Source organism: Nostoc sp. PA-18-2419, assembly GCF_005869855.1.
Taxonomy (GTDB): domain Bacteria; phylum Cyanobacteriota; class Cyanobacteriia; order Cyanobacteriales; family Nostocaceae; genus Nostoc.
In genome coordinates, this window is the sequence record NZ_SZNH01000003.1 from 380,001 (window position 1) to 405,192 (window position 25,192).

Annotated in this window: 23 protein-coding genes; 12 read left to right on the forward strand and 11 right to left on the reverse strand. The window is 39.5% G+C overall.

Annotation, left to right across the window (positions count from 1 at the left end; translation table 11 throughout):
- Window positions 1–34 precede the first annotated feature (34 nt).
- Complete coding sequence (locus FCR06_RS05425) at window positions 35–1,018, forward strand: CHAD domain-containing protein (protein ID WP_138497809.1); 984 nt, start codon at window positions 35–37, stop codon at window positions 1,016–1,018.
- A gap of 29 nt (window positions 1,019–1,047) precedes the next feature.
- Here FCR06_RS05425 and FCR06_RS05430 read toward each other — a convergent pair whose 3' ends face one another.
- From FCR06_RS05430 to FCR06_RS05460, 7 genes are all read right to left on the reverse strand, one after another.
- A complete protein-coding gene (locus FCR06_RS05430; protein ID WP_138497810.1) occupies window positions 1,048–1,692 on the reverse strand; it encodes a hypothetical protein in 645 nt (214 codons plus the stop codon).
- A gap of 136 nt (window positions 1,693–1,828) precedes the next feature.
- Window positions 1,829–2,590, reverse strand: coding sequence for a phosphatase PAP2 family protein (locus tag FCR06_RS05435; RefSeq protein WP_138497811.1), 762 nt, complete (start codon window positions 2,588–2,590; stop codon window positions 1,829–1,831).
- Window positions 2,591–2,649: 59 nt separating this feature from the next.
- Window positions 2,650–3,897, reverse strand: coding sequence for a hypothetical protein (locus FCR06_RS05440; RefSeq protein WP_138497812.1), 1,248 nt, complete (start codon window positions 3,895–3,897; stop codon window positions 2,650–2,652).
- A 105-nt stretch (window positions 3,898–4,002) separates the two neighbouring features.
- Window positions 4,003–4,737, reverse strand: coding sequence for a redoxin family protein (locus FCR06_RS05445; RefSeq protein ID WP_138497813.1), 735 nt, complete (start codon window positions 4,735–4,737; stop codon window positions 4,003–4,005).
- A gap of 76 nt (window positions 4,738–4,813) precedes the next feature.
- Window positions 4,814–5,743 (reverse strand): alpha/beta fold hydrolase, encoded by a 930-nt coding sequence (locus FCR06_RS05450; protein ID WP_138497814.1) that lies wholly within the window; start codon window positions 5,741–5,743, stop codon window positions 4,814–4,816.
- Window positions 5,744–5,764: 21 nt separating this feature from the next.
- Window positions 5,765–6,589: an SDR family oxidoreductase gene (locus FCR06_RS05455; protein ID WP_138497815.1), complete on the reverse strand. Its 825-nt coding sequence runs from the start codon at window positions 6,587–6,589 to the stop codon at window positions 5,765–5,767.
- A 133-nt stretch (window positions 6,590–6,722) separates the two neighbouring features.
- Window positions 6,723–7,226, reverse strand: a complete 504-nt coding sequence (locus FCR06_RS05460; protein WP_138497816.1) for a glutathione peroxidase — start codon at window positions 7,224–7,226, stop codon at window positions 6,723–6,725.
- Window positions 7,227–8,527: 1,301 nt separating this feature from the next.
- Here FCR06_RS05460 and FCR06_RS05465 point away from each other — a divergent pair.
- Window positions 8,528–9,307 (forward strand): class II glutamine amidotransferase, encoded by a 780-nt coding sequence (locus tag FCR06_RS05465; protein WP_138497817.1) that lies wholly within the window; start codon window positions 8,528–8,530, stop codon window positions 9,305–9,307.
- A 346-nt stretch (window positions 9,308–9,653) separates the two neighbouring features.
- Here the strand turns inward: FCR06_RS05465 and FCR06_RS05470 are convergent, their stop codons facing one another.
- A complete protein-coding gene (locus FCR06_RS05470; RefSeq protein ID WP_138497818.1) occupies window positions 9,654–10,796 on the reverse strand; it encodes a sulfate ABC transporter substrate-binding protein in 1,143 nt (380 codons plus the stop codon).
- Window positions 10,797–11,501: 705 nt separating this feature from the next.
- Between FCR06_RS05470 and FCR06_RS05475 the strand changes: the two genes are divergently transcribed.
- The 6 genes from FCR06_RS05475 (at window position 11,502) to FCR06_RS05495 (ending at window position 16,792) form a co-directional block, all read left to right on the forward strand.
- On the forward strand, window positions 11,502–12,647 hold the full coding sequence (locus FCR06_RS05475; protein ID WP_138497819.1) for a sulfate ABC transporter substrate-binding protein: 1,146 nt from the start codon (window positions 11,502–11,504) through the stop codon (window positions 12,645–12,647).
- A 346-nt stretch (window positions 12,648–12,993) separates the two neighbouring features.
- Complete coding sequence (gene cysT, locus FCR06_RS05480; RefSeq protein ID WP_138497820.1) at window positions 12,994–13,854, forward strand: sulfate ABC transporter permease subunit CysT; 861 nt, start codon at window positions 12,994–12,996, stop codon at window positions 13,852–13,854.
- Window positions 13,841–14,719, forward strand: coding sequence for a sulfate ABC transporter permease subunit CysW (cysW, locus tag FCR06_RS05485; RefSeq protein WP_138497821.1), 879 nt, complete (start codon window positions 13,841–13,843; stop codon window positions 14,717–14,719). The genes cysT and cysW overlap by 14 nt, the downstream gene beginning before the upstream one ends.
- Window positions 14,720–15,090: 371 nt before the next feature.
- Window positions 15,091–15,357 (forward strand): NIL domain-containing protein, encoded by a 267-nt coding sequence (locus tag FCR06_RS05490; RefSeq protein ID WP_138497822.1) that lies wholly within the window; start codon window positions 15,091–15,093, stop codon window positions 15,355–15,357.
- 340 nt (window positions 15,358–15,697) lie between these two features.
- Complete coding sequence (locus FCR06_RS34170) at window positions 15,698–15,826, forward strand: hypothetical protein (protein WP_262984644.1); 129 nt, start codon at window positions 15,698–15,700, stop codon at window positions 15,824–15,826.
- Between the two features lie 124 nt (window positions 15,827–15,950).
- Window positions 15,951–16,792, forward strand: a protein-coding gene (locus FCR06_RS05495; RefSeq protein WP_223280041.1) for an IS5 family transposase whose coding sequence is annotated in 2 segments (ribosomal slippage) — window positions 15,951–16,335 and window positions 16,335–16,792 — 843 coding nt in all. Because the reading frame shifts where the segments join, the coding sequence is not laid out codon by codon here.
- Window positions 16,793–16,899: 107 nt separating this feature from the next.
- Here the strand turns inward: FCR06_RS05495 and FCR06_RS05500 are convergent.
- Window positions 16,900–19,023 carry an ATP-binding protein gene (locus tag FCR06_RS05500; protein WP_138497823.1) on the reverse strand — a complete coding sequence of 708 codons (2,124 nt, stop codon included), beginning with the start codon at window positions 19,021–19,023 and terminating at the stop codon, window positions 16,900–16,902.
- Window positions 19,024–19,308: 285 nt separating this feature from the next.
- On the opposite strand from FCR06_RS05500, the gene FCR06_RS05505 reads away from it, so the two are divergent.
- From FCR06_RS05505 to FCR06_RS05515, 3 genes are all read left to right on the forward strand, one after another.
- Window positions 19,309–20,142, forward strand: a complete 834-nt coding sequence (locus FCR06_RS05505) for a RibD family protein (RefSeq protein WP_138497824.1) — start codon at window positions 19,309–19,311, stop codon at window positions 20,140–20,142.
- Between the two features lie 114 nt (window positions 20,143–20,256).
- Entirely contained in the window at window positions 20,257–21,441 is a 1,185-nt protein-coding gene (locus tag FCR06_RS05510; RefSeq protein WP_138497825.1) for a GNAT family N-acetyltransferase, read from the forward strand.
- A 151-nt stretch (window positions 21,442–21,592) separates the two neighbouring features.
- Window positions 21,593–21,982, forward strand: a complete 390-nt coding sequence (locus FCR06_RS05515; protein WP_138497826.1) for a DUF4346 domain-containing protein — start codon at window positions 21,593–21,595, stop codon at window positions 21,980–21,982.
- 71 nt (window positions 21,983–22,053) lie between these two features.
- On the opposite strand, the gene psb32 is transcribed toward FCR06_RS05515, so the two are convergent.
- Complete coding sequence (psb32, locus tag FCR06_RS05520) at window positions 22,054–22,791, reverse strand: photosystem II repair protein Psb32 (RefSeq protein WP_138497827.1); 738 nt, start codon at window positions 22,789–22,791, stop codon at window positions 22,054–22,056.
- Window positions 22,792–23,531: 740 nt separating this feature from the next.
- Between psb32 and surE the strand changes: the two genes are divergently transcribed.
- The gene (gene surE, locus FCR06_RS05525; RefSeq protein WP_138497828.1) at window positions 23,532–24,209 is read left to right on the forward strand and encodes a 5'/3'-nucleotidase SurE; all 678 of its coding nucleotides are present in this window, start codon (window positions 23,532–23,534) and stop codon (window positions 24,207–24,209) included.
- Between the two features lie 60 nt (window positions 24,210–24,269).
- Here surE and FCR06_RS05530 read toward each other — a convergent pair whose 3' ends face one another.
- Entirely contained in the window at window positions 24,270–24,569 is a 300-nt protein-coding gene (locus FCR06_RS05530; RefSeq protein ID WP_138497829.1) for a hypothetical protein, read from the reverse strand.
- Between the last annotated feature and the right edge of the window lie 623 nt (window positions 24,570–25,192).

Genomic DNA, 25,192 nt, shown 5'->3' on the forward strand with positions numbered 1-25,192 from the left:
ATAACTTGATTTTGCATCTAATTAATAATCCATTATGAAATTAGCCACACATCCCACAGTAAAAACTCTAGGAGACTATGCTTACCAAGCGATTCAAAAACACTTTAAGAAAACCTTGAAGTGGGAAAAATCAGTAAAGAAAGATGAAGATCCAGAAGCACTGCACCAAATGCGAGTAGGAATGCGTCGCTTACGGACGGCTGTAACTAGGTTTGGGCTAGCAGTAGATCTGTCCAAGCCAGTCAGCGATAAAAATATCGGTAAAATAGCTCGTCGTCTTGGTAGTCTGAGAGATTTAGATGTACTTAAAGAAAGTTTAGAAAACAACTATAAACCAAATTTACCCCGCAAAGAACAGGAATTTCTACAAACAGCTTTTGCAGCTTTGGCTAAACAACGTGAAGATGTACTCTCAAGTGTACAAAAGACGCTAAAGGATGAACCTTACAAGTCTCTAAAAGAGGCATTGGAAAATTGGTTAGAGAAACCCAGTTATCAACCTTTGGCATCTGTGACGATTGGGCAAGTGCTACCTGATTTACTTTTACCGGAAGTGAGTAATTTCTTACTGCATCCAGGTTGGTTAATTGGCACACAATTTGTGGAATCAGAAGTGAAAGTCCAGAAAAACTGGGAACGAGAAAAGATAGAACAACAATTATCAACCCAAGGCGAAATTCTGCATAGTTTGCGAAAAGAAGCTAAACGTATACGCTACCAGATGGAGTTATTTACTGAGTTATATGGCGAGTCTTACGCGGCTTACATTACAGAAGTAAAAAATATCCAAGAAATTTTAGGTACGATGCAAGATAGTGTGGTTTTAGCTGACTGGCTAGAAGATATTTTTAAGTCAGAAATTCAAACTCAGCTACCTACCCTTACTACTTTGTTAACTGAAAACCGTTACCAGGCTTGGCAGCAGTGGCAACCCTTGCAAGAAAGATATCTGAAAACTGAAACCAGGCACAGCTTTCATTTGACAATACTGCACCCACTTTCGGGAGTAATAAATTAAAAGTTAGTTTTAGTTCGACAAGGATTGGACTAACGAGCAGACAATTGAATCGGAGCCTCTAAGGATAAAACATAAACACTACTCTGAGGAATCTGGACAATCCGGGTATTTTCAGCAGAACGCAAGCCAGAAATCAATCCTACAGCGCTTCCTAGCATTGCTCCCCGGTCAAACTGGTCGGGATCGCCTTGGCTGAAAAAGCCTAAGGTGCTTCCACCAATTCTGCCCCAAATAGAGCCATTCTCAACAGCTTTATCATTAGCTCGCATATGGGTAATGGTAGTACCGGGAATCATTTGACTTGATGCTTTAATTGAGACAATTCGACCCTTGACAACTAATGATTGGGCGATAATTTTAGCGCCGCCATCAGTGGGTTTGAGGATAATAGTTACAGGAGTATTTTCTGCCGCTACAACATTACCTTGAGTATCTTGAATAGGGCTTGCTAGAGGAACGGTAAGAGGATAATCCTTTTTTTGCCCGACATCTACGGTAATAGACGCTGGAAACGAGACAACAATCGCTGTGTCTTGAGGAATGTCAATCTCTTGAGTGACTGCTTGAGTTGATTGAGGAGGCTGAATGATAACTGGTTGGGCACTAGCTGGGAGGATGATGCAACCCAACACAGATATAGAACAGGCAAGGCTGAAGAATATTTGTGTTTTCATCACAGTTTTCCTTTGATGTGAGTAGGTTTTTTTAGGATTAAATCCCTTCACTCAATCAATAGGTTTGCGGTTATTAATTTATGCAGCAGTCTGTATGGGGTAGTGGGAGAGTGTGGGGATTCAACTTAGACGCACATTAGCTAATCAATTTTTTTTCTTCGGGTAGTAATGTCGTTTCATCCTTAGCGGGTTGTTCATCTACAGATTTGGCTATAGTTAAATAGGGTTTGATAATTAGACTGACACCAATTGCCCAAGCTAATGCAACCATCCAACCAGCAAGAATATCACTTGGAAAATGAACCCCCAAATAAAGACGACACCAAGCAATCGCTATTATGTATAAACTACTGAGGATAAAAACCAATCGACGCCAAGGGCTAGCCCAATTGAAAATGAGCAAAATTGCTACTAATGTTACGCTGGTCATCGCATGATTGCTGGGAAATGCAAAACTAGACTCAGGTGCAATGGACTCCCACAATTGCGGACGAACTCGATGCATGAATTCCTTTGCTATGAGGTTGATAATGAAGCTTCCTAATGAAACAGTAAGTACATAAGCTAGCGATCGCCAGCGTTTTTGAAGTAGTAATATTAGTGCGATCGCAACTACAATTGGTATTGCCGTCCAAGGCGACCCGATGATAGCCAGCATTACTGCTAAAATATCGAGCTGAGTGTTTGCTGTGGAGTGAACTGCTAACAGAATAGGCACATCCCACGGAAAGCTAGCTTCATTTTTCCATAGCTTCACTGCCAAAATTTCAAATATCTGCAAAGGTAAGTATACTCCAATTAATAGGAGTAAGAGCGATCGCCAACGGGCAAGCAATAAATTTTTCAGAAAATCAAGGGGCGAGCGGCTTTCTTGATTGGGCTTTTTGACACTTTGCATATTTTAAATTCTGACTCCTGAATACTTTATTTCAATCAAGTATTAAATATTATTTATCGCTAGTTAATAGTTTTACTGGAATTTTGGAAATATCCACAATGTTTACAGTATGGCAAATGTTTATAAGTCAGAAGATGACAGTTTTCGCATTCTAAATATTGATAATAACCGCAGTGCGGGCAGTGGCGATCGCGATGCCGAATTTTCTTTGCACAATTGAGACAGAGTGATTTTTGTACTCTGTTAGCTGCCTGGACTTTAGCATTAAAGACAAATTTTTGAAAAAACTTAATAATTCCAAAGCCAATCAGTGGAATCAGCAAAATATAAATATAATTGATTAAGAAAAGCAACCCGCCAAAAATAGGAGCGATGATATCAATAATAAATTGAAATATTGCTCCTATTTGGAAAAATTCAAAGACTTTAATGATTAGCGGGATAAAAAATATAACTAGTAAATGCCAGCTAATTAGCGAAATCAGTCCATATCCTCTGACTTGGGCAAATCGATGAACTAATAAGGCAATGATAATCAGCGGTAGAAGAAAGAGAGATTGAAAACCAAGCTGAATACTTGGATACCAGAATAAGGCTTTTTGATAGCCTTTTTCAACTTCTGTAAATTGATTCTCATCTCGAATAAAAGATAGAAAACTAGTGCTTTCTGGTTTTGCAACTAGATCCTTCTGAAGATTAGAATTTTCTTGTCGGAGAGTAGAAATTTGGCGGTCATTTTGGTCTAACTGTTGTTTGGCTTTTTCTGCACCGACTTGATTAATTGATTGTTCGCGAGACTGACCTGCAATTTTTTCTAAGAGAGTCGAATCATATTTAGCACGAATATTGCGATTAGTTTGTTCGAGGTTACTTATTTTTTCTTGTTTCTGCTCAATAGTTTTGATAATTTGCTGATTTTGCTGATTGTTAATTTTATCTTTATACTCACCATACTTTAAGCATATTTGATTGACTTTTCCGAGATGAGCTATTTCGCCTTGTTGATAGCTTTGCTGAAAACTGAATTGATTGTTTGGGCTATATGGAAATGAAAGCTTAACAATTTCGTAATCTTTATCTTTAGTATTTTTTACCCGATAATTTTGCCACTCTGAATAACATGGATAAGCCTCAGTTGGACTGATATGCCATCTACTAATATTATCCAGTCCTGTAAAAACATTAATTAAAATAAAAATATCAACTAAAATAATTACAATCAAACTTACTTTATTCAGTGGTTCGTTGTTAATAGTTCTTGATTTCCTAAAAAATTGATTTAAAAGACGGCGGATGCTGGCAAACATATTGTGTTTTTAATCAATAGTAATTTAATCAAAATAAATTTTATCATATTTATTTATGTAAATATACTTAAATTAGGTAGCACTAATGTGCTACCAAACTGAAATCTACTTAGCGGCGAAGTAAGCTTCTAGTGCCTCAGAACCACCAATTAATTTGCCATCGATAAATACTTGGGGAACTGTTGTCGCCCCTGTAACTGCTCGTAAAGAGCGTGTGGTAATATCCTTACCTAAAGTAATTTCTTCGTAATCCATGCCATGTTCCTTGAGCATCGCCTTGGCACGAGCGCAAAAGGGACAACCAACTTTCGCAAACAGAGAAACTACTTCGGGCTTGGCTGCTTGCGGGTTTATATATCTGAGCATTGTTTCAGCATCAGACACCTTAAAGGGATCTCCTGGCTCATCTGGTTCAATAAACATGTGGTCAATTACACCATCTTTCACCAGCATAGAATAACGCCACGATCGCTTACCAAATCCTAAGTCTGATTTATCTACCAGCATTCCCATTCCTTCAGTAAATTCACCATTACCATCAGGAATTAATGTAATATTAGCTACCTCTTGTTGTTTTGACCATTCGTTCATTACAAAAGCATCATTCACAGAAAGACAAATAATATCATCGACTCCATTTTCTTGAAAAACCTTAGCCAACTCGTTGTAACCAGGGAGATGAGTTGATGAACAAGTGGGAGTATAAGCACCCGGTAAGGAAAAAACAACTACTGTCTTATTAGCAAACAACTCATCAGTTGTTACATCTACCCAGTCATTGTTTTTACGAGTGTGAAAAGTAACACTCGGAACTCTTTTTCCTTCGTAATTAGGCAACATAATTTTGCTTCCTGAAGTAATCAATACCAGTAATATCCTACAATCTGATTACTGGTTTCATCTAACCGTCAATTAGCTAAGAAAGTTGATTGATAAATGGGGCGATCGCTGCTATAAATTCAGCGGTTGATTCGTATGGTAAAACATTGCGCCCATTTATTTTTTTACCTCGACCTTGAGGTAAACAAGCCAGATAGTCAGCCAAGCGTTCATCTGGCGTTTCTTTTTTACCTTCTTGGCTTATACTTGATGCTGTTTCCCCCACAACTACTAATGTTGGCTGCTGGATAGAAGTAATAAAACTACTATAATCCTGTCGCCAAAACCCTGCTAAAAAAGAAAACACTGCATGACGACTAGCAAGATTTTCTGCACCTGCTACTAATGTCTTTAACCACTCTGTATCAACAGCATTATCGTCAGCAAAGAGTTGACGAGTCGAGAAAGAGTGTAAAAACTTTGGCCTGCGTGCATAACGATAAAAACCACTTCCCAAAGGCGAATCTAACAGATTCCAAAGGAGTTTTTGTTGCCATTGTGGTGATTTATTGGTAATTACAGCCCACGCTGGCGGCCCAGAAAGTACGAGTCCAGCAATTAAATTTGATGCCTTTTGGACTAATTCGATAGCAACTGGGAATAACGCACCTTGTACGACTACAATCACAGGTTTTTGCACTACTGTTTGTAAAAAGTATTGCAACTGTTCTGCCCAGTCACTAGGAGTGTAAGCCACATGGGGCATATCACTTTCACCGCATCCTAGTAAATCAGGGCTGTAAATCAAATTATGCTGACCATAATTGTACCATTCATAGGAAAATCTTCGCCAGAATTGCCGCGATAATCCCACACCAATCGGGTGAATTAATAGTAAAGGAATACCTGAGGGTATTGTATTACTTGGTTGATCGACTTCGTAAGCGCAACGATAATTTTGCCAAGTGAAAAACTGGCTAGGAGATGCTGTAAAATCGGTTGTGTTAGCTACAGCTGATGGTTGCATAATTCCTAGTTTCAATACTTACTAAAAAATCATCTGGGGATGAATCAATTCATATCCAGCTTCTTTGAGCTTTTCATTAGATACCAAGGCATTATATGGGCGAGTACTTGTGACAGAAGTATCCCATATAACTTTAGGTAAATTATGTTTCGCAAATAAGCTATTGAGCAAATTTCTACTGGTGAGATGTGCATCATCCACTAAATTGTAAATCCCTTGCAAGCGTCGGTGACGCGCAAATTCGATCGCACCAACAATATCATCTAGGTGAATCCAATTCGTGATATCCTCACCATTTCCGGGACGAGTTGTACCAGAATATCTACCAAATATTTTCACCAATTCCCTGCCAGTCCCATAAATTCCTCCCAAGCGGAAGATGCAAACACGAAGATTTTCGCTACAAGCTGATAACAGCACCTCCTCAGTTTTTCGGAGAATTTGGGCATTTAAATTAGCAGGTGCAAGTGGTGTTTCTTCGTCTACCCAAACACCATTTCTGTCACCATACACTGCATAACTTCCTGTGTATATTAATTGTTTCACATTGGGAATATGCCGTAAGAGTGAAACTAAAGTATTGGCAGTTTGCAGATAAGTCTCTTCATAAACTTCCGCACCTTTGGCACCAACACTTAAAAGTACAACATCTTGATTTTGTAAAACTGATTTTAGACCATCTAGGTCATTACCTGTAGTAACTACAACTCTTTGGGCTACTGATTGTAGTACAGAAAGACGCTCAGGAGAAGTTGTGGTTGCAGTGACAACAAAATTCATATTTTGCTGCCAATATTGAGCAACTTTATAACCAACATAACCACAACCAATGATTGCAACGTTCATGGCAAAGTAGACGCAAATAAATTAAACTACTCATTGAGAGAAGATTATCAATTTAAGAGACTGCACGTAAATAAATTTAACAGTCCACAGCCAACAGTCAATAGTAGAAAAGATTTTACCTAATAACTATTGACTAATGACTATTAACTAATTTGCTAATTTGCTCGCTCTCAATTGTGGTAATTAGCTCTAGTGAAGAAGGATGGACACTACTATTAAATCGAGCTACTACTTGGCCTTGCTGATTAACTAAAAATTTATCAAAGTTCCAACGAACAGTCCTCGTTGGCTCAACGGCTTCGCTAAGTCTGTCATCAACTGGCTGTTGCTGCGATCCTGTAGCATCAACTTTCCCTGATAGTTTAGACGTAACATTAAATTGGCTTGTAAAAAATTTGACAATCTCTTGATTGCTTGTGGGTTCTTGCTGCCCAAAATCCTTACAGGGGAACCCTAAAACACTTAACCCAGCTTCTTTGTACTTTTGGTTCAGCTTTTCTAATCCGGCGTTTTGGGATGTATAACCAGAGTAGGAAGCCAGATTCACAATTAAAAGTACTTTTTGTGCGTGGTCATTTAATTGTTTATCCTGGTCATTGATGGTTTTGACCACAATGTCAAAAATTGTGTTACTCATCTGGAATCGGAATTGATAGGGAATATTGCCAAGTCTCCCATATTACAGGCACTTTAAACTTGGTTTGGTTGAGAAAACTAGTAGTCTATCAAATCAACTTTGCTGGCTGAGGTTAGGGAGTGGGGAGTGGAGAATAGGGACTAGGGACTTAAAAATAAATATTTAAGAATACTTGGGAATAGTTTCTCACTAGCCACTGCCCAACGTCTAATCCCTTAACTAGCGATCGCCTCTGAGTAAGTAGGTCAGTGTGAATATTTCTCATTGGGATGAGGCAGTTCGCGTAGCGTGTCGAAGACAAGGCAGTTGTTGCTGGAGGCAGAAGCCAAGAGAGTTTGAGTCTATTTAATTTTTATTAACATAGTTTGGTTTTTCCACATCGTTCTACTTAAACTTGTGATAACCTATCTATAAATTGCTCCACTAATCCGCTATTTCCGGATAAATATTGGAAATCTGCGTTGCTTTTAATACAAAATATTAATATTTTAGTAAGCGCTGAAGGTTGGGTTGCTGAGTATAGGGGACTTCCAATTAAAAAAATATTCCATCCCTGCGGGACGCTACGCGAACGCTTTGAGGGCAGGGGAGCAGGGGACAGGGGGAGAGAAAGTCGTTTTGATAGACGTGAAATGGGATAATTTATTTTCTGGAAGTCCCTAGAAGTAAACAAATTCGGATTGCTCAGGCAGTAGCTTGGGAAATACCCAGAAACGAAGAACTGGCAGGAGTAAAAGTGAAGTGGATTGTTTTTTGCGACTTTGACGGTACTATGACAGTGGATTTCCGATCAAGCCTTAAAGACTCATATCGACTCACCCCATTTCCAAGCAGTAGCAGCTAAACTCGAAGGTTTGGTGGCTGCTGCACCAGATATTCGCTGTCATCGGCTTTTAGCATAAATGAATTTTTGTTTTCGCTAATAATCAAGTCTGGCAAATCACCGACAATATGTCTCAAACAAGTGAAATGTTCGCGCTTGGCGTTCCCGCAGCATAGTAAAACGACGAATCATAAGTTTTCGGAATTGCTTTGCTACGATCGCAATGACGTTATATGAGCAGACATGATATAATATTGTGTCCGTTGAAAGACAGATCGTTAAGACCGCAATTCTTGCTGGGAGCTCTTAACAGGGGGAAAGACCGCTTTTTGATTTGTGCATAGATTACGGGAATCATAACTAATCAACTGGACATGATATAAATTGTCAGATTGAAGCGATCGCTCCAGAATCAAGCTTGATTTTGAAGTATCTTGAACAGCAAAGCCTTAGTCGAAAATTGAAACTTGCAACATCTATGTGCCAATTGCTTGGAATGAATTGCAATGTCCCAACGGATATTTGCTTTTCTTTTGAAGGTTTTTCTGCACGGGGAGGAAAAACGGATCATCATAGCGATGGTTGGGGCATTGCTTTCTTTGAAGGAAAGGGATGTCGGATGTTTTTAGATCCCCAACCTTCTATTGTTTCTCCGGTAGCCGAGTTTGTCCGGAGTTATCCCATCCACTCAACCCATGTCATAGCCCATATCCGCAAAGCTACTCAGGGTGAAGTTGCCTTACACAACTGCCATCCTTTCCGCAGAGAATTGTGGGGTAAGTATTGGGTATTTGCCCATAACGGTAATTTACCTGATTTTGATCTAGAAAATATGGGCTTTTATCAAGCCGTAGGTGATACGGATAGTGAAAAAGCATTCTGTCTAATGTTAGAAACATTGCGAAAACGCTTTCCTAAAGGTGAGCCTTCCATTAAAGAGCTTTATTCTGTACTGCAAGAAATTACTGAAATAATTTCTAAAGTGGGTATATTTAATTATTTGCTTTCAGATGGAGAACACTTTTTTGCTTATTGCTCAACCAAACTCAGCTATATTGTACGCCAAGCGCCTTTTGCTGCTGCCCATTTGATTGACCAAGATATGACCGTAGATTTTCGGGAAGTGACTACCGAACGCGATCGCGTCGCCGTCATCGCTACCACCCCCCTCACCGACAACGAAGTTTGGACACAAATCGAACCCGGAGAATTGCTAGTATTTCAGGACGGGTTACCCATGAAATATGCCGTCAGTTAATAGCGGATGTAGGTTGGGTAAACCGATAATACTCAACAAATATTTTGGTAGTTTTCTGGAAAAAATTTGCTCTAACAATCCTAAATTAATCTTGTTCAAATCCCAAGCTTTAGATTCCCGATTTCTTTAATAAGTCGGGAATCTTATTATTCGCTAATATTTATAATTTTTCTATTTTGTAATTAATACAATTTCAACAAATATTTAATATACATACATCGATAGATCATTTTTGGCAACATCAAAGAAGGGAACTGGAGAATTTGCTCCCCTGTTCCAATCTATCTTTGATATTGGTCAAAAATCTCAATTAATTGTGCTTTCTCTGCAATACAGAAAGGCTATATTAGCGTCCACTACTTTGTATGCGGTCAAAGATTGCACCATCGTCAAAGAACTTTTTCTGAACAGTGTCCCAGCCTCCCAAACTTTGAACGTTATAAAGCTTAGAAATCTTAGGAAATTTATTCTGTACTTCTTTGGCGACAGCAGAGTTAACAGGTCGAAAACCAACTTTCGCAAACTCACGTTGAGCTTCTGGTGTAAAAAGAAACTGAACGAAAGCTTGCGAAACTTGTCGCGTACCATGCTTATCAACATTTTTATCCACAACTGCTACTGGCCCATCTATGGAAATGTTGACCTGGGGAACTACATAAGAGGGTGAACTTTTTCCTTGTTGCGCTGCTAAGATAATTTCGTTTTCGTAGTTAAGCAGAACATCCCCTTGACCTTTGTTGTAAAAAACATCGCTGGATTCCCGCGCATCTTTAGGCAACACAGGGACATTCCGAAAGACTTGGGTAACATATTTTAAGGCTTGAGCTTCAGTTCCACCATTCTTGGCGATCGCACCCCACAAAGCTAGAAAGTTCCACCGCGCACCGCCTGAAGTTTTGGGGTTGGCTGTAATCACCTTGACGCCTGGTTTCGCTAAATCATTCCAGCTTTGGATCTTTTTAGGATTACCTTCACGAGTTTCTAAAGCAACCACTGAGTGGGTGACAATTGAGTTATTTGGAGCTTCTTTTTCCCAACCTGGCCCAATCAGTCCTGCTTTTTCAATTTTTTTGGTATCCAAGGCCAGTGCTAAAGCTACAACATCCGCTTCTAATCCGTCAAGCACTGCACGGGTTTGAGAGCCAGAACCACCATAGCTCTGCCTAATCACTACATCTTGACCTTTTTCGCGTTTCCACTTTGCCACAAACTTCGGAACTATCCTATCGTAAGCTGCCTTGGTGACTGCGTAAGAAACTAGAGTAATTTCAACTGTCTTGCGGCCTTGACTAATCAATTGAGGCTTTTGGTTAAAACGAATAGTTTTAGAAACACTGCCCACAGCATAAACAGGAACAAGGGTACTTAAGCTCAAGCCAGCCGCTAATAAGAATGCAGAGGTTTGACGATTTGAAGCAGGCTTTAATTGAGGAAATAGTTGTTTACCTGGACGGAAAACTTGTAAATTCTTGGGTTGAAGATGTGTCATCGTGGCTGGATGTTGTGTAGTTGATTAATAAAATACGGTAAATCTGTCTAATTACCGTATTTTATCTTGAGAATAGAGATTATCAGATGAATTCTCAAAATTCAACTAAATTTTTATACGAAAATTTCTCATTTCCTGTTTCGGAAACTTCATAACTCAAATCGTGTAAAAATAATATGAAAAATTATTTAAACTTTAATTAAACTTGAAGTCAGATTAACTGTCCTAGTGATTAGGTATTAAGTAGGTTAGTGTGAATATTTATTGTTGGAATGAGGGAGGAGACAAAAGGCAGTTCGCTTAGCGTGTCGAAGACAAGGCACGAAGGAAGAAGGTTTAAGTCTATTTAATTTTTCTTAATATAGTTTTGTTTTTCCACACCATTCTACTTAGCAAGTAATAAAAAATAGGGAATGGGTAATGTTTAACAATGACCCATTAATCACTAATGTTCTGTTTAACCCATGCCTCATTTCCTGCAAGTTGCTTGCTTGATCCCGCAGTCGTTAATTCTAATGAAAATTTAATATTTTTAACTCGAAGTATTTGTAATTCCTCGCAGAGCTGATAGAATCACCATATTTTCTATCGAGAATATGAGGTTTATGTGTATTTATAACCAAATTGCTGCAAAAATCTAGTAATATACTACAGGATATAACTGTATTCCCATCTAGTAAACGTAGATTTAGTGGAGTAAAAAGAATGAGTTTGTGGCAGCGCCCACTGAAAATATTACAAGCGATCGCTGAACATACAATCAATCGGTTCAGACTGAATTCGCTCAAAGGCTTTGTATCGCTGTTTTTAGCAGGGGCTTTATTGAGTGTGGCGCTAGCGGCCTGCTCTGGTGGAGATAGAAGCAATTCTTCGGCCGAAGCACCTACTGCCAATCCTGCTGCTGCTACTAATAAGGATGTTCAACTAACCCTCGTTTCCTTTGCGGTTACCAAAGCTGCTCACGAAGCCATCATTCCTAAATTTGTAGAACAGTGGAAGAAAGACCATAACCAAACTGTCACCTTCAAGCAAAGTTATGGCGGTTCTGGTTCCCAAACTCGTGCCGTTATCGATGGTTTGGAAGCAGATGTTGTCCACCTGGCATTAGCAGGAGACACCACCAAAATTGAGAAGGCTGGATTAATTCAATCAGGATGGGAAAAAGAAGTTCCCAACAATGGTATTGTCTCGAAATCTGTGGCAGCATTAGTTACTCGTGCCGGCAATCCTAAAGGCATCAAGGACTGGCAAGATTTAGCCAAAGACGGTGTGAAATTAATTACCGCTAACCCCAAAACTTCCGGCGGTGCTAAGTGGAATTTCTTAGCATTATGGGATTCTGTAATTAAAACAGGTGGCGATGAGGCGAAAGCGACTGAATTTGTAACTAAAGTTTATAAAAATGTACCAATCTTGCCTAAAGATGCGCGGGAAGCTACTGATACATTTGCCAAGCAAGGGCAGGGAGATGTCTTAATCAACTACGAAAACGAAGTTATTTTGGCACAGCAAAAGGGCGAGAAGGTTGAGTATGTCGTCCCCGATGTGAATATATCCATCGACAATCCCATCGCTGTGGTAGATAAAAACGTCGATAAGCACGGAACCCGCGAAGTTGCTGAAGGTTTTGTGAAATACCTTTATAGCCCAGAAGCACAGCAAGAGTTTGTCAAATTGGGATTCCGTCCTGTGGATGAGACTTTAGCTCAAACCAAGGAAGTCACAGACAAATTTCCTAAGCTGAAAACTCTGGGTACAGTTGCAGACCTCGGCGGTTGGGGAGCAATTGATAAGAAGTTCTTCGCAGATGGGGGCGTATTTGATAAGATTCAAGCGCAAACTAAACGGTAATTAAATAATTCGTAATTCGTAATTCGTAATTTGTAATTCGTAATTCGTAAATTATGACTCTACAACTTTGATTTTGTCCAAAATTAAATTTAGTTAGTCTGTCCTGGAATTACGAATTAGCAATTACGAATTATAGCCATTTTAAATTCAAAGAGGTACAGGTATCCAAATAGACCTAACTCTCTAACACCTTTCCCGAAGGGGGAAAAATTTAAAACCTCTCTCCTTTTAACAGAGGTTTGGAGAGAGATAAAAACTGTGCTTCACTGGGTCGAGAACCGCTATAGAAATTACGAATACTCGCAAAAAGCTTCTTTGTGAATTTTAAATTTTGAATTTTTTGACTATGACGACTGTATCTCCTTCTGTGGAAGTTGAACGCGAAACGCCATTCTGGAAAAGATTGGGGCGGGTTCCGTGGACTTGGCGAATCACAATAGCATACCTGATGGTGATGTTGTTTATGCCGATAGTTGCTATGTTCCTGAAAGCGAGTACAGAACCTCCGGCTAGGTTTTGGGCGATCGCAACCAGTGATATTGCATTAGCAACATACAACGTAACTTTTGTGACTTCATTGTTTGCTGCCCTGCTCAATGGCGTATTTGGTACTTTGATTGCTTGGGTCTTAGTCCGCTATGACTTTCCCTTGAAACGTCTGATTGATGCCACGGTGGATTTACCGTTTGCATTGCCAACATCGGTCGCAGGGTTAACATTAGCAACCGTTTATAGCGATAACGGCTGGATAGGCTCCCTGCTATCACCTTTAGGAATTAAAGTATCTTTCACCCGGACAGGAGTAGCAGTGGCAATGATTTTTATCTCACTGCCTTTTGTAGTGAGAACTGTACAACCTGTGCTTCAAGAAATGGAACATGAAATTGAAGAAGCCGCTTGGTGTTTGGGTGCTTCTCAATGGCAGACCTTTTGGAAAGTGATTTTGCCACCGTTATTTCCGACAATTTTGACTGGTGTTGCCTTGGGTTTCTCTCGTGCAGTTGGAGAATATGGTTCTACAGTGATTATTTCTTCCAATACCCCATTCCAGGATTTAATTGCGCCTGTGCTGATTTTCCAGCGATTAGAGCAGTATGACTATTCTGGGGCAACAGTAATTGGCATAGTTCTCCTATCAATTTCATTAATATTGTTATTAGCAATTAATTTCTTACAAGCATGGGCAAGGCGATATGACAGTAGATAAGCCAAGTTTTCATTCATCTGCATCTGATGAGACATCTACAGCCAAGCCGAAAGAGCAGAATAAGTGGGTGCCAATAGTTTTAATTACTATAGCGATCGCCTATTTAACCTTAGTTCAATACATCCCTGCAATTAACGTTTTTATCCAAGCTTTCAGCAAAGGAGTCGGGCCATTTCTATCCAACCTGACTAGGCCAGCCTTTGTCCATGCAGCTTGGTTGACGCTATTGTTGGCTGCGATTGCTCTCCCAATAAATACAGTATTTGGTTTATGTGCAGCTTGGGCGATCGCTCGTCATAAATTTCCCGGACGCGCCGTAGTTTTGAGCATTATTGACCTGCCTTTTTCCATCTCCCCTGTAGTCGCAGGATTAATGATTGTTTTACTTTACGGACGTAATGGTTGGTTTGGCCCTTGGCTGCAAGCAGTTGATATCAAAATTATCTTTGCTTTTCCAGGTATGGTACTGGCTACAGCCTTCGTGAGTATGCCCTTTGTGGCGCGGGAAGTAATTCCTGTTTTAGAGGAATTTGGTAAAGACCAAGAAGAAGCTGCTAGAACTTTAGGTGCCAAAGATTGGCAAATATTTTGGCGCGTCACTTTACCGAGTATCCGTTGGGGCTTACTCTACGGTTTAATTTTGACAAATGCCAGAGCAATGGGTGAATTCGGCGCAGTTTCAGTGGTATCAGGCAACATTGCCGACCAAACCCAGAGCCTACCACTGTTTGTGGAAGACGCTTATAAACAGTATGAAACCGAAGCTGCCTTTTCTGCGGCTGTCCTATTAGCGTTGCTAGCAGTAGTCACCTTAGTGCTTAAGGAGATTTTAGAACGGAAAACCCGTATTAAAGATGTTAACTAATTAAGTTTGGCCCAAATAGGGAGTGCTGAGTCAAGAGTTACAGCAGTTTTCGTTTACATGAAGTACAAAGTTATAGGTTTTGAGGCAGGAGGCAAGAGGCAGAAGGGAGAAGGGATAAAGAATAATTAGAGTTTTGAATTCTCAGTTTTGTACCGCATAAACCTGCAATAGGCTGTAATAGTTAAAGTTTGGAGTTAGTTACTATTCTTGTCCTACTTCCCTGCTTTTGGTGCCCTTGAAGCTCCTGACTCTCCTTTACAGCGAGTGATACCAATTCAAAATTCAAAATTTACGCATTAAGAAAGCCAGACAGAACAAAGGTTTAGATGTTTATATCTGTCGCATTCTTTTTTCAAATCGGTATAACAATCATGGCTATTGACGATACACTTAACCATAAACGGATTAGAGTTAGAATTCCTAAGAACTATCACCAGGAACCTGTAATTTCTCGCCTAATATCTGATTACGGTCTGATTGTGAATATTACAGCAGCAATTCTCGGAGCCAATGCTGTCGGTGATGGTTGGTTTGATTTAGAACTAAAAGGAACACAAGCACAAATTCAGAGTGGACTAACCTATCTTCATGATTTGGAATTAGAAGTCTGGGACGACGCAAAAACAAGTGATTGGTAAAGTAATTTGATGATTGCAGCAATTACGCTTCATCCACTGTTCGGCAATGCCGAAAATTAAATTGTAGTAGGGTAGCATAGCTGTGCCACCCTACTTTCGTCATATTCAACTGCAAATTGTTATATAACTTACAGTATTCGCAAAAATAAATTATCTCGTCGTCGTCATTTTCTGGAAAATACAACCTAGCATACTCATACCAATTTTAAAAATGATTGCTAATCTAAAATTTCATGTTGTATCAGTTTTTGTTCAAGGGGCGATCGCAAAAATAAACTGGAAACACTGAAAGTAGGTATTTCATGATTCCCTTGACTTTATGACAACAAGCGATTAGAGAATGTCAAACCTCCACGAAGTGGAAGAGTGTCACAAACAGCTACAGCTAACGGTTCAATACCAAAAAATCTTGGCGAAAATTCTGGCGAAAATTCGGGCATCTATACTACACATTTGGTATTTACTGTGAATGCGTAAGTCCTAAGAACTTACGATTTAGAAGATAATTTTCAATTCAAGATCCAAAATGGTATTAGACCTCTTGCAAAAGTCCCAAATACGTGGGACAAGTAGGTTAGAGTTGGGTAGCATTGATGACCTACGAACAAGTAAAAAGCTTAAAGCCAGAAGACTTTAAACGCTTGTGTGGTGTACGACCGGAGACTTTTAACCAGATGCTAGAGATAGTGCGATCGCCAAGCCTTGCAAAACAGAAAACAGGACGGCCAAGTAAACTCACGTTGGAAGACAAATTGTTGATGACATTGGAATACTGGAGAGAGTACCGTACCTACTTCCATATAGGTCAATCTTGGGGAGTGAACGAGTCTACAGCTTACCGAATTATCCGAAAAATAGAAGATACACTGACTAAATCTAGGGCGTTTACACTTCCAGGGAAGAAAAAATTGGCTAGTTCTAATTATCAGTTAGAAGTAGTAGTGGTTGATGTTACAGAAAGTCCCATTGAACGTCCTAAAAAAAACAAAAAAAGTTTTACAGTGGAAAAAACAAACAGCATACACTTAAGTCACAAGTAGTAGTAGACCGAGCAAATGGTAAAATCATCTGCACCGCTCATGGCAAGGGTAGAGAGCATGATTTTTGGATATTTAAAAATAGTCGAGTTAGATTGAGAGAAGATATAGAGTGCTTGGGCGATAAAGGTTATCAAGGTATTCAAAAACTGCATAACAATAGTCAGATTCCCAAGAAAAAACCTAGAGGGGATAAATTAAGTTGTGAGGATAAAAAGAGTAATCAAGAATTAGCCAGAATTAGAGTTCTAGGTGAGCATGTAAATCGGAAGTTAAAGGTATTTAAAATTTTGTCCCTTACTTATAGAAATCGCCGAAAACGATTTAGTTTAAGGTTTTATTTGATTGCTGCTCTCTACAATTATGAGCTTTGTCTCCCCAAAATCAAATCTTCCTGAGCGACTTTTGCAAGAGGTCTATTGTTTTTCTTGTTTCTTTTAGGGACTGACAAATAAAAAAATATCCCCCTGTTCACAGTCATCAGTCATCAGCTATCTTTCTACTTTTATCTTTGAGATGTCCCATTTGCACAAACCCCTCCTTTGGGAAGACTTAGCAGGATAGTTTGCTGAGGCGAAAGACTAATTTGATAAATTTCCTTGCCAGGTAGCTGTTGAAGCTTCGGGGAGTTCTTTTTGTCTACCCCTGCTTTCTCTGATTTGTTGGTCCCGACAACTAGACTTGTGCCAGATTCGTGTGGGCTAGGGTAAGGGCTTATCTTTACCCCCTCATTTGTAGATGAGAATCCAAGATCCCTTACATTTTCTTCTTTCTTCGGAATTGATAACAGGGAGATATCAATCAAAGGTAAGGTAATCTTGACTGTCGTACCTTGATAAAGTCCTACACTCTCAAGAGTGATGTTACCTCCCATGAGTTCGATTAAGTTCCGTGAAATTGCTAATCCTAGTCCAGTTCCTTCATATTGGCGTGTAGTTGTACCGTTCACCATCACGAAGGGACGAAATAGTTTGTGCTGTTGAGTTGGATCGATACCTATACCTGTATCTTTGATACTGACTATTACCTTAGCACCATTACTATATTCAATTTCTGTAGCAATGGTAATGCTTCCAGCGTCAGTGAACTTAGTAGCGTTACCGATAATATTAATTAGCACCTGCTTGAGTTTTGCGACGTCTGCCTTAATTGGTATCGGTTTAGTATCTAACTCACATTTCAATTGTAAGCCTTTTTGTTGAACATTAACTGATTGTAAATTAATTACCTCTAGCAATAATTGTCTGAGGTCAATTGGCGTTGTGACTACTGAAAGTTTACCTGCTTCAATTTTAGAAATATCGAGTAAATCATTAATAATTCCTAGCAAGTGAATTGCTGTTTCATCCGCACGTTTGAGAAACTCTACTTCTTCTTCTCGGTCATCACATAAACCCTCTTCAACCAAGCGAATACAGTTAATAATAATATTTAATGGGTTTCTCAATTCATGGGAAGTCGTAGCCAGAAACTGACTTTTAACTTGGTTAGCACTTTTTGCTTCTTTCCAAGCCATTTCTAGTTCTTCTGCCCCAGCTTTGAGTCGTTCTACCATTTGGTCTAGTGCTTGAGCTAGTTGATTGAATTCTCGGATTTTGAAGTTGCGAGGAACTGGTTGTGCAGCGTGGTGAGAGTGAATATTTAGAGCGTAGTCTCGCAATTCTTCTACAGGACTTGCCAAGTAAGGAGCTAAATATAGGGATGCTACTAAACTCGCACCGATTAAACCAACTGTTAAAACGATGAGGATAAGTTTGATTTCTTCTAAACCAAAAAGCGCATTATCAACAGTAGTAACAGCTAAAACAATCCATTTTTCTTGCTGTTGTTGGCTGAGTGGATTTGCGATCGCTGTATAGCCAGCTAGTAATTCTTGTTCTTGAAAAGATATATTTATTGAATCATTTCGCCCAGCAATTGCATTTTTGATTATAGTTTGGAGTTGGGAAGCATTTGGATGCTGCTCGATATTAGTTCCCACCCAACCTGTCAATGGATGCGCCAAAATTGTGCCGTCCTCAGCAATGACTACCATAGCACCTGTGAGCGATCCCGGACGATTTACCGTTTTTTGGTAGAGTGGTGACTGAATACTTAAACTGTAAGCTAAATTTCCTCGGCGATCGTAAACTGGTGCAGTTAATACTAATTGCAGTTGGTTTTGGCTGCTTCTTTTACCAGTCATTCCTGACTTTGATGGAAACATTGCCTTGACATCAATTCCGTCACTAGGCAAAGGAAACCTTAATTCTCCAATTGATCGTTCACCACAATTACTAGCAATTATTTTTTGGTTGAGCAAATTTGTTAATTGGATGCATTCAATACTCGCTGGAAGTTGTTGCTTTAATTGTCTGAGGATTTCATTTTCTTCGCTAGGCAAACGCGAGGAAATTACTGTTGTTTTAGTGGCACCCAGCAAATCAGCTTTCAGAAGAGCGATCGCATCTGTTGTTTTTTCCCCTTTACTAATAGCACTTTCTGTTAAATTTTGACGGGCAGTTGCCAATAGGCTAGAACGTGCCTTATTCAAAGCCACAATTTCACCTAAAAGTAAAACTGGGACAAAAAGAAGCAATATTCTCGTTACTAAGATTCGACGAAAAGATGATTGACGGGAATTACTCATCGAGTGTCTCACTTTGCATCTGCAAACCATAAAAGCAAAGATATGCAACTTAGACCAGCTAAATGAGACATTTAGTTAAATTATCATAACTTGATGTTCAATGTTTAAAAATAACAAATTGTTATAGTAGAAAAAGAAACGTGCTATACCAAAACTCATACACCGTAGATATAAAAACGATTTGTGTTTCATATAGATATAGTGGTGAAATTGGGAAACAGCAGCTTGCAAGCATGGATTTTTTAATATTTATACACTCACAACCAAAATAATCAAACTAATCTCATGTTGCAACATCGTCCTCATACTACAGTTGTTTTAGCAATGAGTATAGATGGCAAGATAGCAGATTTTAGGCGCTCGCCTGCTCGGTTTGGTTCAAGGGCTGATAAAGCACACTTAGAAAAACAAATCGCTGCCTCTGATGCCGTTTTATTCGGTGCTGGTACTGTCGCCGCTTACGGAACCACACTTACCGTAACAGATCCAACTTTACTGCAACATCGGGCACAATGGGTTAAACCCCCACAGCCAGTTCATATAGTGATTACACGCTCTGGAACCCTGAATCCGGAAATTAAGTTTTTCAAGCAACCAGTTAAACGCTGGTTACTTACGACAACAGCAGGAGCAGTTTCTTGGAACATAAGCCAAAAGGGATCACGCCACTCGCTTCAATTAGATAAAGGTCAACACGAAGCTGGCTTACCAAAAGGGCAGCAGTTGGAACAACTCTTTGAACCACAGGAGAGTGTTGCTTCTCAAACCTCTGCACAGGAGTGTCCTCCAAAATTTGAACAGATTATGGTTTTTGAAACACCTACGGGAGAAATTGACATCCTCGCAGCATTGAAGTATCTAGCCACTATACATATAACACGCTTAGTGGTTTTGGGTGGAGGTAAATTAGTAGCTTCCTTGCTGGAATTAGATTTAATCGATGAATTATGGTTGACTGTCTGTCCGCTGATTTTAGGTGGCAGTACTGCACCCACGCTTGTAGATGGTAAAGGATTTTTATCACATTTAGCTCCAAAATTGCAACTTTTAGAAGTTCATCAAGTTGAGCAAGAAGTGTTTTTGCACTATCGCCTGCAACAACCAGCTTTCTTAGATTAGGCTAAGTAAGGGACTGGGGATTAGGGCTTAGGGACTAGGGATTAGGAATTAGTTTTTCCATAGTTAATACCCAATACCCAGTCTCCAGTCCCCACTCGCTTAACAACCCACACAATGGTGGAACAACTCAAGCCCCGTTATTCTGTTCTTTGGACGGACAAAATCGCCGAAGTACCCAAAAATGCCTGGAACGCTTTGGCAATGCCACTCAAAACGCCTTTTTTAGAGTGGGAGTGGCTGAATAATCTCGAAACTTCCCAAAGTGCTACGGCTAAAAGTGGTTGGTTGCCAAATCATTTGACATTGTGGCGAGATAGAACACTCATTGCTGCCGCCCCACTTTATCTGAAAGGACATAGTTCTGGTGAATTTGTTTTCGATCACCAATGGGCAGAATTAGCCGATCGCATTGGTATACGCTATTATCCTAAGCTACTGGGAATGACACCGTTTACCCCCGCTGAAGGTTATCGATTTTTAATTGCTCCAGGAGAAGATGAGAATGAAATTACAGCAATAATGGTGCATGAAATTGACACTTTCTGTGTTAAAAATCGAATTTCTGGCTGTCATTTTCTTTTCGTTGATCCCCAATGGCGTCCGGTGTTGGAACAGCATGGCTTTACAAGTTGGCTACACCACAGCTACATCTGGGAAAATTCTGGTTTTAAAACTTTTGACGACTACTTGCAAGTATTTAACGCCAATCAGCGTCGCAATATCAAGCGGGAACGTAAAGCTGTCGAAAAGGCTGGTTTACGATTGCAGCCGTTAACTGGGGATGAAATTTCTCAGTCTTGCTTTCGTTTGATGTATCAGTTTTATGCTGACACCTGTGATAAATTTGGCTGGTGGGGTAGTAAGTATCTTACACAACGGTTTTTTGAGCAGCTACAGACTGATTATCGCCATCGAGTTTTGTTATTTGCTGCATATAGCGAGCAAGATAATTCTCATGCTTTAGGAATGTCTTTTTGTTTGTTTAAAGCTGACAAACTCTATGGACGCTATTGGGGCAGTTTTCAAGAAATAGATTGCTTGCATTTTGATGCTTGTTATTATGCACCGATTGAGTGGGCGATCGCTAACGGAATCCAAATTTTTGACCCTGGCGCCGGTGGACGCCACAAAAAACGGCGCGGTTTCCCAGCTATGCCCAATCACAGTCTGCACCGCTTTTACAATAATCGTTTAGGACAAATCATTCGCCCCTATCTTAAAGAAGTAAATCAACTCCAACAGCAAGAGATTGAGGCAATTAATGCAGAGTTGCCATTTAGTAACCGAGGAGATTCTTAAATAATTCAAAGTCCGTTTGAATAAACTTTGTACACCACCAAGCATGAAAATGTTATTTTCTCCTGCTTTCTACTTACAACTTAGAGACTCAACAGCGAATTACACTTGAGATAGAGTGTAAAAACTCTCAAGAAAAAATTTGCTTTTGATAATGCTTACCGATTTAATGTTTAAAGATTTAGCAGCAATTGACGAGCAACTTTCTCGGCGTCATATTGACCTCGATCCTAGTGGATATTTCATTATTTACTTGGATAGAGACGCAGGGTTAATTTATGCCAAGCATTTTACAAATGTGATTGATGAGCGTGGTTTAGCAGTCGACCCAGCAACGGGAAAAGTAATTCCCGCACGAGAAAAGGTAGAACGAACTCACACTACAGTTTTTAATGGCAGAACAGCGAAAGAACTTTGCGTGAAAATTTTTGAAGAAACTCAACTTTGTCCAGTTACTCAATTAAATCATGCAGCTTATTTAGGTCGAGAATTTGTCCGGGCTGAAGTTGCTTTAGTTACAGAACAAGAGTATGTTCAAGATTAAAGTTTAAGTGAGGAGTTAAAAGTTAGCAGTGAGGAGTTAAGATTTTTAACTCCTAACTCCTAGCTCTGGCACTACCCATTAGATGATGGCTGATTTATTAGGTAGATGTAGTAAGTCGCCATTGGAATAATGGTGGCGGCAATTAACAATCCTATTACCCAAGCAGTAGCGCTACCTTGGTCAGTTTCCCCTGCTTTCTTGAAGGTGCCTTCTACCTGGACATCATCAGCGATTTCGGGCGGGCCGGGATCGGGTTTGCCTGAGAGGACTGCAACGAGGCGATCGCTAGCATCCGTAAACGCTTGGTTGTATTTATTACCCTTCCTTAAGGGTACACTCAAGGTTTCATTAGCTACACTCTCAGCAATAGAGTCTGTGAGCAAAGACTTAACCCGATCCCCAGTGATAATTGCAGTGCCGTTAGTGGCTGTGTCAAGAATTAATAAAGTTTGATTAGCTTGGGCTTGTTTCGTTGGAAACCATTTTTCAAACAGTTCTTTAGTAAAACTTTCCGGTGTTTCCCCGTAATCAAAATGGCGAATAGTAACGATTCTGACTTCATTTCCAGTTTGCTTCGCCAAATCCTCGAAAGCGCTGCTAATCTTACCTTCATTCACACGACTAATCACGTCACCTTGATCCAAAACCCAGGTTTCATTCCCTGATGTCAGGTTGGGTATTTGATACACACCCGTGGCTAAAGCAGGTGCGGTAAATAGCAAAGCTGCTAAAGTAACCGTTACCAATGGTAAAATTAGCCGGATAAAATGTTTTTGATTGCTAAATACTTGTTTGAGGAGCTGTTTCATCGTATTAACTCTAAGACGGGTTTGCACCAAAAATACTATAGAACCACTGTAAAAATCACCTAGTTCCGAGTTTTGTCCAATAACGAAGCTTCTGCTACTGCCAGCAGATATATATTTTACAGGATTTTTTATTACACAAATTTGTTTTGAAGAGGACTATAAGCATCGAACTTGAGGCTAACCCACTGAATACTTACAAGAAATACCGCCCTTTCGGGAATTAACCCAAATGCTGAGGGCGGAATTTGCAAACCATCTAGAAATGATATCCTATTATGGATAATTTTGGTATAATCAGCGTTATTTTTTTCATATCTGCAAGTAATAGCTGCTACACCGATTAAAGGGTGATATCTGCATTTTTTGTTTTTAACTAGAAAAAGAATTTAGCGTTGCTCAATGAAAATTATGAATTAGTCTCAAGCAAAAAACCAAGGCAACACGTAGAACACGTTCTTTATACACAGTTCCTACAATGCCAAGAACTCCTGCGACAGACTGGCTGGCTACCCATAAGTAAGTGCCATCACGAAGGTAAGGTAGGCATTAACAAGATGTAAACGCCGAAGGCGGTTTTCGGAGGGTAGCAACTGCCGTGTAAAGAAAAATCTGTAATAATCATCGTGCATTTATGCAATGCCAGTTAAAGAAGTGTAATTTTGGGATTTCAGCTTTAAATTCAGCAATGCCAATGATTTTTTGAGAAATTGTCTAAGTTAAGTTTATATCAATATTAATACATGACCATAATTCTAACTAACGATGACGGTATAGACGCCCCTGGTATCCGAGCGCTCGTCAAAGCTGTAAAAGGCGATGCTGTTGTTGCGGCTCCTGTTGAGCATCAGTCTGGCTGTGGACATCAAGTCACCACCACTCGTGCGATCAAACTCCAGCAACGTTCTAAAACTGAATATGCGATCGCTGGCACTCCTGCTGATTGTGTAAGAATTGCAATAACACAAATTACTGCGGATGTCAAATGGGTTCTTTCAGGTATCAACGCTGGGGGTAACTTAGGAGTCGATACCTACATTTCTGGCACAGTTGCAGCCGTCCGAGAAGCCGCAATACACGGTATTCCTGGAATTGCTATTTCTCACTACCGCAAAGCCAAGCAAAATTTCGATTGGGATTTTGCGGCAAAATTGACAGCTGAAGTTTTAGCAGACTTACTCAAGCGTCCTCTGGAACCAGGAAGCTTCTGGAATGTAAACTTGCCACATCTGCAACCAGGAGAATTAGATCCTGAGTTGGTGTTTTGTCAACCGTGTATCAAACCTTTGCCTGTCAATTATCGGATTGAGGGTAATGATTTTTATTATGTTGGAGAATATAGCAAACGCGATCGCACTCCTGGTAGCGATGTAGATGTGTGTTTTTCTGGTAATATCGCTGTAACTAAATTAAGAGTTTGACACAAAGAAAAAGCAGCCACAAGGTAAAAAAATCAAGTTGATGATAGTTCTTTTTACTTTTTAATCACCTGCTCCTTGAATTAAGCACATAAATCTATCTAGAGTTTGTGTCAACTCGTTGAGTTTTTGCAGTGAATTATGCTGAGATTCGGCAAGAGTTTGTACTGCATCACATAAAGCAACAATTTGATAGCCTTGTTGCTGTACCTGCTGTCCCTGTACTTCGAGTTGCGTGCTGACAGTCTCCAATCTTTCCGCAAGACGTTCAATTGTCTCAGTAGTTAAGAGTACAGCTTCCCCAATTTGTTCAACAATAGATTCCAAGCGATTTATTTTTACTTCAACTCCAGTTGAAATCATTTCTTTACCACCCTAATTTTGAGAGAGCATCTTAGTAAAGTTCCTAATTTAAATTGAAATAATTAATTTCAGTACCAACATTAGATAACACTGTTATTGTGATAATATGTGTGATTTTGTTGCTTGATGCATCTACCCAATGTTGTGTTTAGGTACTGAATAAATTACATTTTTTAATAAATCTTTTGAATTAGATGTTTAAAATAGTTAACTATATAGAAAAATAGTTATTTAAAAAATATTTTTATCAATGCGGTTACATTATCTTGATAGATTCTACCAAAATTAAGTAAATTTATAGTTAAAATGGATACTTTTAATTAAACCAAGTATCTAATGTCATTAGAGGATGTCTGAAAACTTTTTGGTGTTGTATTTGAGACTTGTAGATCCCCTTAAATCTCCCTTTTTGAGGGGGCTAGGAGGGATCAGGCGAAATATTTGACACTTCTCAGATATCCTCTTAAGTCCAAGTAATTATACACTTGTTATTTAACGTTTTGTCCAACAATTTATCAAAGACAATAAATCAGGATTTATTTAAGTACTAATCTTAAATTCTTAGAATTGCAATTTACCTTTTATTTTTCAGTACAACTGAGAAGGAATTTGGTAAGACTATT

What these genes read in the sequence shown, in the direction of transcription:
- FCR06_RS05425 (WP_138497809.1), top strand. Translation starts at nt 35, where the DNA reads ATGAAATTAGCCACACATCCCACAGTAAAAACTCTAGGAGACTATGCT.
- FCR06_RS05430 (WP_138497810.1), bottom strand. Translation starts at nt 1,692, where the DNA reads ATGAAAACACAAATATTCTTCAGCCTTGCCTGTTCTATATCTGTGTTG.
- FCR06_RS05435 (WP_138497811.1), bottom strand. Translation starts at nt 2,590, where the DNA reads ATGCAAAGTGTCAAAAAGCCCAATCAAGAAAGCCGCTCGCCCCTTGAT.
- FCR06_RS05440 (WP_138497812.1), bottom strand. Translation starts at nt 3,897, where the DNA reads ATGTTTGCCAGCATCCGCCGTCTTTTAAATCAATTTTTTAGGAAATCA.
- FCR06_RS05445 (WP_138497813.1), bottom strand. Translation starts at nt 4,737, where the DNA reads ATGTTGCCTAATTACGAAGGAAAAAGAGTTCCGAGTGTTACTTTTCAC.
- FCR06_RS05450 (WP_138497814.1), bottom strand. Translation starts at nt 5,743, where the DNA reads ATGCAACCATCAGCTGTAGCTAACACAACCGATTTTACAGCATCTCCT.
- FCR06_RS05455 (WP_138497815.1), bottom strand. Translation starts at nt 6,589, where the DNA reads ATGAACGTTGCAATCATTGGTTGTGGTTATGTTGGTTATAAAGTTGCT.
- FCR06_RS05460 (WP_138497816.1), bottom strand. Translation starts at nt 7,226, where the DNA reads ATGAGTAACACAATTTTTGACATTGTGGTCAAAACCATCAATGACCAG.
- FCR06_RS05465 (WP_138497817.1), top strand. Translation starts at nt 8,528, where the DNA reads ATGTGCCAATTGCTTGGAATGAATTGCAATGTCCCAACGGATATTTGC.
- FCR06_RS05470 (WP_138497818.1), bottom strand. Translation starts at nt 10,796, where the DNA reads ATGACACATCTTCAACCCAAGAATTTACAAGTTTTCCGTCCAGGTAAA.
- FCR06_RS05475 (WP_138497819.1), top strand. Translation starts at nt 11,502, where the DNA reads ATGAGTTTGTGGCAGCGCCCACTGAAAATATTACAAGCGATCGCTGAA.
- cysT (WP_138497820.1), top strand. Translation starts at nt 12,994, where the DNA reads ATGACGACTGTATCTCCTTCTGTGGAAGTTGAACGCGAAACGCCATTC.
- cysW (WP_138497821.1), top strand. Translation starts at nt 13,841, where the DNA reads ATGACAGTAGATAAGCCAAGTTTTCATTCATCTGCATCTGATGAGACA.
- FCR06_RS05490 (WP_138497822.1), top strand. Translation starts at nt 15,091, where the DNA reads ATGGCTATTGACGATACACTTAACCATAAACGGATTAGAGTTAGAATT.
- FCR06_RS34170 (WP_262984644.1), top strand. Translation starts at nt 15,698, where the DNA reads ATGTCAAACCTCCACGAAGTGGAAGAGTGTCACAAACAGCTACAGCTA.
- FCR06_RS05500 (WP_138497823.1), bottom strand. Translation starts at nt 19,023, where the DNA reads ATGAGTAATTCCCGTCAATCATCTTTTCGTCGAATCTTAGTAACGAGA.
- FCR06_RS05505 (WP_138497824.1), top strand. Translation starts at nt 19,309, where the DNA reads ATGTTGCAACATCGTCCTCATACTACAGTTGTTTTAGCAATGAGTATA.
- FCR06_RS05510 (WP_138497825.1), top strand. Translation starts at nt 20,257, where the DNA reads ATGGTGGAACAACTCAAGCCCCGTTATTCTGTTCTTTGGACGGACAAA.
- FCR06_RS05515 (WP_138497826.1), top strand. Translation starts at nt 21,593, where the DNA reads ATGCTTACCGATTTAATGTTTAAAGATTTAGCAGCAATTGACGAGCAA.
- psb32 (WP_138497827.1), bottom strand. Translation starts at nt 22,791, where the DNA reads ATGAAACAGCTCCTCAAACAAGTATTTAGCAATCAAAAACATTTTATC.
- surE (WP_138497828.1), top strand. Translation starts at nt 23,532, where the DNA reads ATGACCATAATTCTAACTAACGATGACGGTATAGACGCCCCTGGTATC.
- FCR06_RS05530 (WP_138497829.1), bottom strand. Translation starts at nt 24,569, where the DNA reads ATGATTTCAACTGGAGTTGAAGTAAAAATAAATCGCTTGGAATCTATT.